Origin of the sequence: Streptomyces cahuitamycinicus (assembly GCF_002891435.1) — a bacterium.
Taxonomy (GTDB): Bacteria; Actinomycetota; Actinomycetes; order Streptomycetales; family Streptomycetaceae; genus Streptomyces; species Streptomyces cahuitamycinicus.
On the sequence record NZ_POUC01000479.1, the window covers coordinates 1 to 5623 of the forward strand.

Consider the following 5623-nt stretch of genomic DNA (forward strand, 5'->3'; position numbering starts at 1 on the left):
GCCGAGTGGGGTCCCGGGGCGGCTGACGTCCCTTCAGGGGCGCGGGGAACTGCGCGGCCCGCCCCCACCGGGCCGCGGACGGCATCAGTCCAGATAGCCCCTCAGCTGGTCCGCGCATGCGTGATCCCGCAGCTTGTTGAGGGTCTTGGACTCGATCTGCCGTATCCGCTCCCTCGTCACGCCGAAGATGCGGCCTATCTCCTCCAGCGTGCGGGGGCGGCCGTCCGCCAGCCCGTAACGGAGTTGGACCACCTTCCGCTCCCGCTCCCCCAGCGTCGACAGGACCGCCTCCAGGTGCTCCCTGAGCAGCAGGAACGCCGCCGACTCGACGGGGCTGGCCGCGTCGCCGTCCTCGATGAGGTCGCCGAGGGCGACGTCGTCCTCCTCGCCGACGGGTGCGTGCAGCGACACCGGCTCCTGGGCGAGGCGCAGGACCTCGCTGACCCGCTCCGGTGCGAGGTCCAGGTGGGCCGCGACCTCCTCCGGCGTCGGCTCGTAGCCCCGCTCCTGGAGCATGCGGCGCTGGACGCGGACGACCCGGTTGATGAGCTCCACGACATGGACCGGGACCCGTATCGTGCGGGCCTGGTCGGCCAGGGCGCGGGACATGGCCTGGCGGATCCACCACGTGGCGTACGTGGAGAACTTGTAGCCGCGGGCGTAGTCGAACTTCTCGACGGCCCTGATGAGGCCGAGGTTGCCCTCCTGGACGAGGTCGAGCATGGTCAGGCCGCGGCCGACGTAGCGCTTGGCCACCGACACGACCAGGCGCAGGTTCGCCTCGATGAGGCGGCGCTTGGCCATGCGGCCCATGACGACGAGCCGGTCCAGGTCCAGGGCGAGCCGGCTGTCCAGGTCGGGGGCGAGCCGCAGCTTCTCCTCGGCGAACAGGCCCGCCTCGACACGGCGGGAGAGCTCGACCTCCTCGGCGGCGGTCAGCAGGGGAATGCGGCCGATCTCCCGCAGGTACTGGCGGAACAGGTCCGAGGAGGGGCTGCCGGCCTCGGTGCGCGGGGGCGGCGGTTCGACGGCTTCGGGGACCTCGGCCGGCTCGACGGCACCGGCGGGCGGCTCCTCCGGCTCCGGTTCCGCCTCGGGGTGGTGCACGGCTCGGCTCTGCGCCGGGACCGCGGACAGGGCGTCGGCCTCCGCGTCCGGCGCGGTCCCATCGGCGCCGGGGGCGGCACCGGCGTCGGTCTGGGTGAGGGTCTGGGTCTGCACGGGGGCGACCTCCAGGATGATCGCTGCCAGGGGGTACGGCAGCGGTACTTCGGGGGCGGAGTCGACGGCCTCGCCGCTTTCCGTCCCGTACGGGATGAGCGGAACCGCGGGGGTCTGGACCCGTCGGTGACGGATCGGCCGCGCTCCGAGGACTCAGGCACCGGAACCAGTGTGGGGTAAGACACATCGTCGCCACGAGGGGCGTGCGATGACTTTTTGCTTCCCGTCCGTGACCGCGCGGTGACTTCAGAGCGCGGCGGCGCCGTGCTCCCGGAGGGACTGGTCGTACTGCTGGAGGACCCACAGTTCGTTCTGCACGGCGGCGAGCTCGGCCGGGTCGCCGTGGGTGCCGAGGCGGGTGAGCCGGCCCGTGATGTCGCGGATGCGGCGCTCGACGGCCCGGCGGCGGACGGTCACCAACTGGGCGCCCGCGTAGACCTCGTCGACTCCCTTCACGCCCTTGTGCAGCATGATCGCCTCGACGGCCAGTTCGGTCACCGTCGCGCGGACGGCGTCGTCGGGGGCGGCCTCGCGGACCCTGACCAGGTAGTCCTGCGGATCGGCGACGCCCGGTTCGGCGCCGCCGGCGTCCTGGATGGCCTGGCGGACGGCGGCGTAGGGCGGGGCGGTGAACTCGTCCACGCCGTAGGCGTCGAAGGCCGGGGAGACCAGCTCGGGGCGCTGGAGGGCGAGTTTGAGGAGTTCCCGCTCGGTGGCGAAGACGGGGTTGCGGAGGTTGAGGGCCGGGCCCCGGGAGGTGGCCGGCTGGGACGGGCCGGCGTACTGCCGGCCCTGGTGCTGCCGCTCCGGGGCCGGGCCCTTGCCACCGCGGTCGCGGGCCCAGCGGGCCAGCTGGGCCACGCGCTTGACCACGAACTGGGTGTCGAGGATGCCGAGCATGCCGGCGAGCTGGACGGCGACCTCGTGCTGGGCGCCGCTGTTCTTGATGCGGGCGACGATCGGGGCGGCCTCGTCCAGCGCGGACGCGCGGCCCGCAGGCGTCTCGAGGTCGTAGCGGCTCACGATCTGGCGCAGCGCGAACTCGAAGAGCGGGGTGCGGGGCTCGACCAGGTCGGCGACGGCCTCGTCGCCCTTGGCCAGACGCAGGTCGCAGGGGTCCATGCCGTCCGGGGCGATGGCGATGTACGTCTCGGCGGCGAACTTCTGGTCGTCCTCGAAGGCGCGCAGGGCCGCCTTCTGGCCGGCGGCGTCGCCGTCGAAGGTGAAGATGACGCGGGCCGAGCCGTTGTCCATGAGCAGCCGGCGGAGGATCTTGATGTGGTCGCCGCCGAAGGCGGTGCCGCAGGTGGCGATGGCGGTCGTCACACCGGCGAGGTGGCAGGCCATGACGTCCGTGTAGCCCTCGACGACGACCGCGCGGGACGCCTTGGCGATGTCCTTCTTCGCCAGGTCGATGCCGTAGAGGACCTGGGACTTCCTGTAGATCGCCGTGTCGGGCGTGTTGAGGTACTTGGGGCCGTTGTCCGCCTCGTACAGCTTGCGGGCGCCGAAGCCGACGACCTCGCCGCCGATGTCGCGGATGGGCCACATCAGCCGACCGCGGAAGCGGTCGATGGGGCCGCGGCGGCCCTCCTGGGCGAGGCCGGAGAGGAGGATCTCCTTGTCCGTGAAGCCCTTGCCGCGGAGGTACTTCGTGAGGTGGTCCCAGCCCTGGGGGCTGTAGCCGACGGAGAAGTGCTGGGCGGCGGCCTGGTCGAAGCCGCGCTCGGCGAGGAACTGGCGGCCGGTGTCGGCCTCCGGGCTGGTCGCGAGCTGCTCCGTGTACCAGTCGGCGGCGATCTTGTGGGCCTCGACCAGGCGGATCCGCTCACCGCGCTGGTGGGAGGGGTTGTAGCCGCCCTCCTCGTAGCGCAGGGTGATGCCCGCCTGGCCGGCCAGGCGCTCGACCGCCTCCGAGAAGGAGAGGTGGTCGATCTTCATCACGAACGTGATGGTGTCGCCGCCCTCCTGGCAGCCGAAGCAGTGGAAGAACCCCTTGCTCGGGCTGACCTGGAAGGAGGGCGACTTCTCGTCGTGGAACGGGCAGAGTCCCTTCAGGTTCCCGCCGCCCGCGTTGCGCAGCTGGAGGTACTCGGACACCACGGCGTCGATCGGGACCGCGTCCCGTACCGCCTTCACGTCCTCGTCGTTGATCCGTCCTGCCACGCGTGAAGTCTACGGGGGCGGACTGACACCTACGGTGCGAGGCTTTCCAGCGGAACGTGCGGGTCCGCCAGCGACTCCGTGTCCACCCGGGCCCTGGAGCGAACGAGGCGCTGGATCTGGTCCGTGACGTCCCACACGTTCACGTTCATCCCGGCCAGGACCCTGCTGTCCTTCACCCAGAACGCGATGAACTCGCGCTTGCCGGCGTCCCCGCGGATCACGACCTGGTCGTAAGCGCCCGCGGGCGCCCAGCCGGAGTACTCCATGCCCAGGTCGTACTGGTCGGAGAAGAAGTAGGGCACCCGGTCGTACGTCACGTCCTGGTCCAGCATGGAGCGTGCGGCCGCCGGGCCGCCGTTGAGGGCGTTGGCCCAGTGCTCGACCCGTACCCGGGTGCCGAAGAGGGGGTGCGGGAAGGAGACGACGTCGCCGGCCGCGTACACGTCCGGGTCGGAGGTGCGCAGCCGCTCGTCGACGACGATGCCGCCGCCGTGGGCCCGGTCGGCGATCTCCAGGCCGGCCGCCTCCGCCAGGTGGGTGCGCGGGGCCGCGCCGATCGCCGCCAGCACGTCGTGCGCCGGGTGCTCCTCGCCGTCGTCCGTGCGGGCCGCGAGGACCATGCCGTCCTGGCCGACGATCTCCGTCAGCCGCCTGCCGAAGTGGAAGCGCACCCCGTGCTCGCGGTGCAGGTCGGCGAAGAGCCCGCCGAGCTCCGGGCCGAGCACGCCGTGCAGCGGCGTCGGCCCGTGTTCGACGACCGTGACCTCCGCGCCGTACTCGCGGGCCGCCGCGGCGACCTCCAGGCCGATCCAGCCGGCACCGGCGATCACGAGGTGGCCGTTGTCCCGGCCGAGGTTGGTCAGGACCTGTTTGAGGCGCTCGGCGTGGGCGAGACGGCGCAGGTGGTGCACGCCCGCCAGGTCCGTGCCCGGCACGTCGAGGCGGCGGGGCTCGGCGCCGGTCGCCAGGAGCAGCTTGTCGTAGCGGACGACGGTGCCGTCCTCGCCGAAGCGGACCGTCTTCGCCGCACGGTCGATCGCGTCGACGGTCTGGCCGAGGTGGAGCTCGATGTAGTTGGCCGCGTACCAGGCGGGTTCGTGCACGAAGACGCTGTCGCGTTCCTCCTTGCCGAGGAGGTAGCCCTTGGACAGGGGCGGGCGCTCGTAGGGGTGGTCGCGTTCGTCGCAGATCAGTATCACGCGGCCGGTGAAGCCCTCCGCGCGGAGCGTCTCCGCCGCCTTGGCGCCGGCCAGTCCGCCTCCGACGATGACGAATGTCTGATCCGCGTCGACCACTTGATGCCTCCTCGTAAGGGTGTCGCCACTTGCGAGCGTCCCGCACGGAGCGTGGTGCGGGAAGAGGGAGTGACCCGATCAGGCCACGGAGGGTCACATGGGAGGGTGCTCGCGCCCCGCCCATCGCGTCAGTCTCATGCCTGCCCCGTCAGACGGACGTGAAGCGAACGGGCGGAGGTGTCGGTGAGGGAGGCGATCTGGTCGACGATCACCCGCTTGCGCGCCCTGTCGTCCGCCGCCTGGTCGAACAGGGCGCGGAACTGCGGGTCCAGGCCGTCCGGAGCGCGGGCGGTGAGCGCCTCGGCCAGTTCGGCGACGACGATCCGCTGGTCGGCGCGCAGCCGCTCCTGCTCGGCGCGCTGCATGACGTAGAGGTCGGCGACGGCCTTGAGGACGGCGCACTCCATCCGGGTCTCGCGCGGGACGACCAGCTCGGCGGCGTAGCGGGTGAGCCGCCCGGCCCCGTAGGCGGTGCGGGTCGCGGTCTCGGCGGCCAGGCAGAAGCGGCCGATGAGCTGGCTGGTGGCGTCCTTGAGGCGGGCCTGGGCGACGGCGGTGCCGTCGTAGCCGTGCGGCCACCACTCCTGGGCGAGCAGCCGGTCCAGCGCCTCGGCGAGTTCGGCGGGGTCGGTGCCGGCGGGGACGTACCGGCCGAGGGCGACCTGGAAGACGTCCCGGCGCTCGGGGTCGGCGTGCAGACAGTTCGGGTCGATGTGACCGGCGTGCAGGCCGTCCTCCACGTCGTGCACCGAGTAGGCCACGTCGTCTGACCAGTCCATGACCTGCGCCTCGAAGCAGATGCGGGTGCCGGGGGCGTCGTAGAACCGCATCAGCAGGTTCACCAGTGTCGTCTTGCCGGCGCCCGTCGGGCCGACGATGGCCACCGTCTGCCCGGGCTCGACCTTCAGCGACAGGTCCTCGATGAGCGGCTTGTCGGGATC

The 5623-nt window shown here is 72.0% G+C and carries 3 protein-coding genes and 1 pseudogene; all 4 read right to left on the minus strand.

The window, feature by feature from the left end; translation table 11 throughout:
- Positions 1-84: 84 nt before the first annotated feature.
- Positions 85-1382 (minus strand): annotated as a pseudogene (locus tag C1J00_RS37160) (RNA polymerase sigma factor).
- A gap of 85 nt (positions 1383-1467) precedes the next feature.
- Positions 1468-3387 carry a DNA primase gene (gene dnaG, locus C1J00_RS37165; RefSeq protein WP_102913325.1) on the minus strand — a complete coding sequence of 640 codons (1920 nt, stop codon included), beginning with the start codon at positions 3385-3387 and terminating at the stop codon, positions 1468-1470.
- A 29-nt stretch (positions 3388-3416) separates the two neighbouring features.
- Positions 3417-4682 (minus strand): NAD(P)/FAD-dependent oxidoreductase, encoded by a 1266-nt coding sequence (locus C1J00_RS37170; RefSeq protein WP_102913326.1) that lies wholly within the window; start codon positions 4680-4682, stop codon positions 3417-3419.
- A 134-nt stretch (positions 4683-4816) separates the two neighbouring features.
- A partial coding sequence (locus tag C1J00_RS37175; protein ID WP_245936653.1) for an ATP-binding cassette domain-containing protein occupies positions 4817-5623 on the minus strand: 807 nt, incomplete at its 5' end.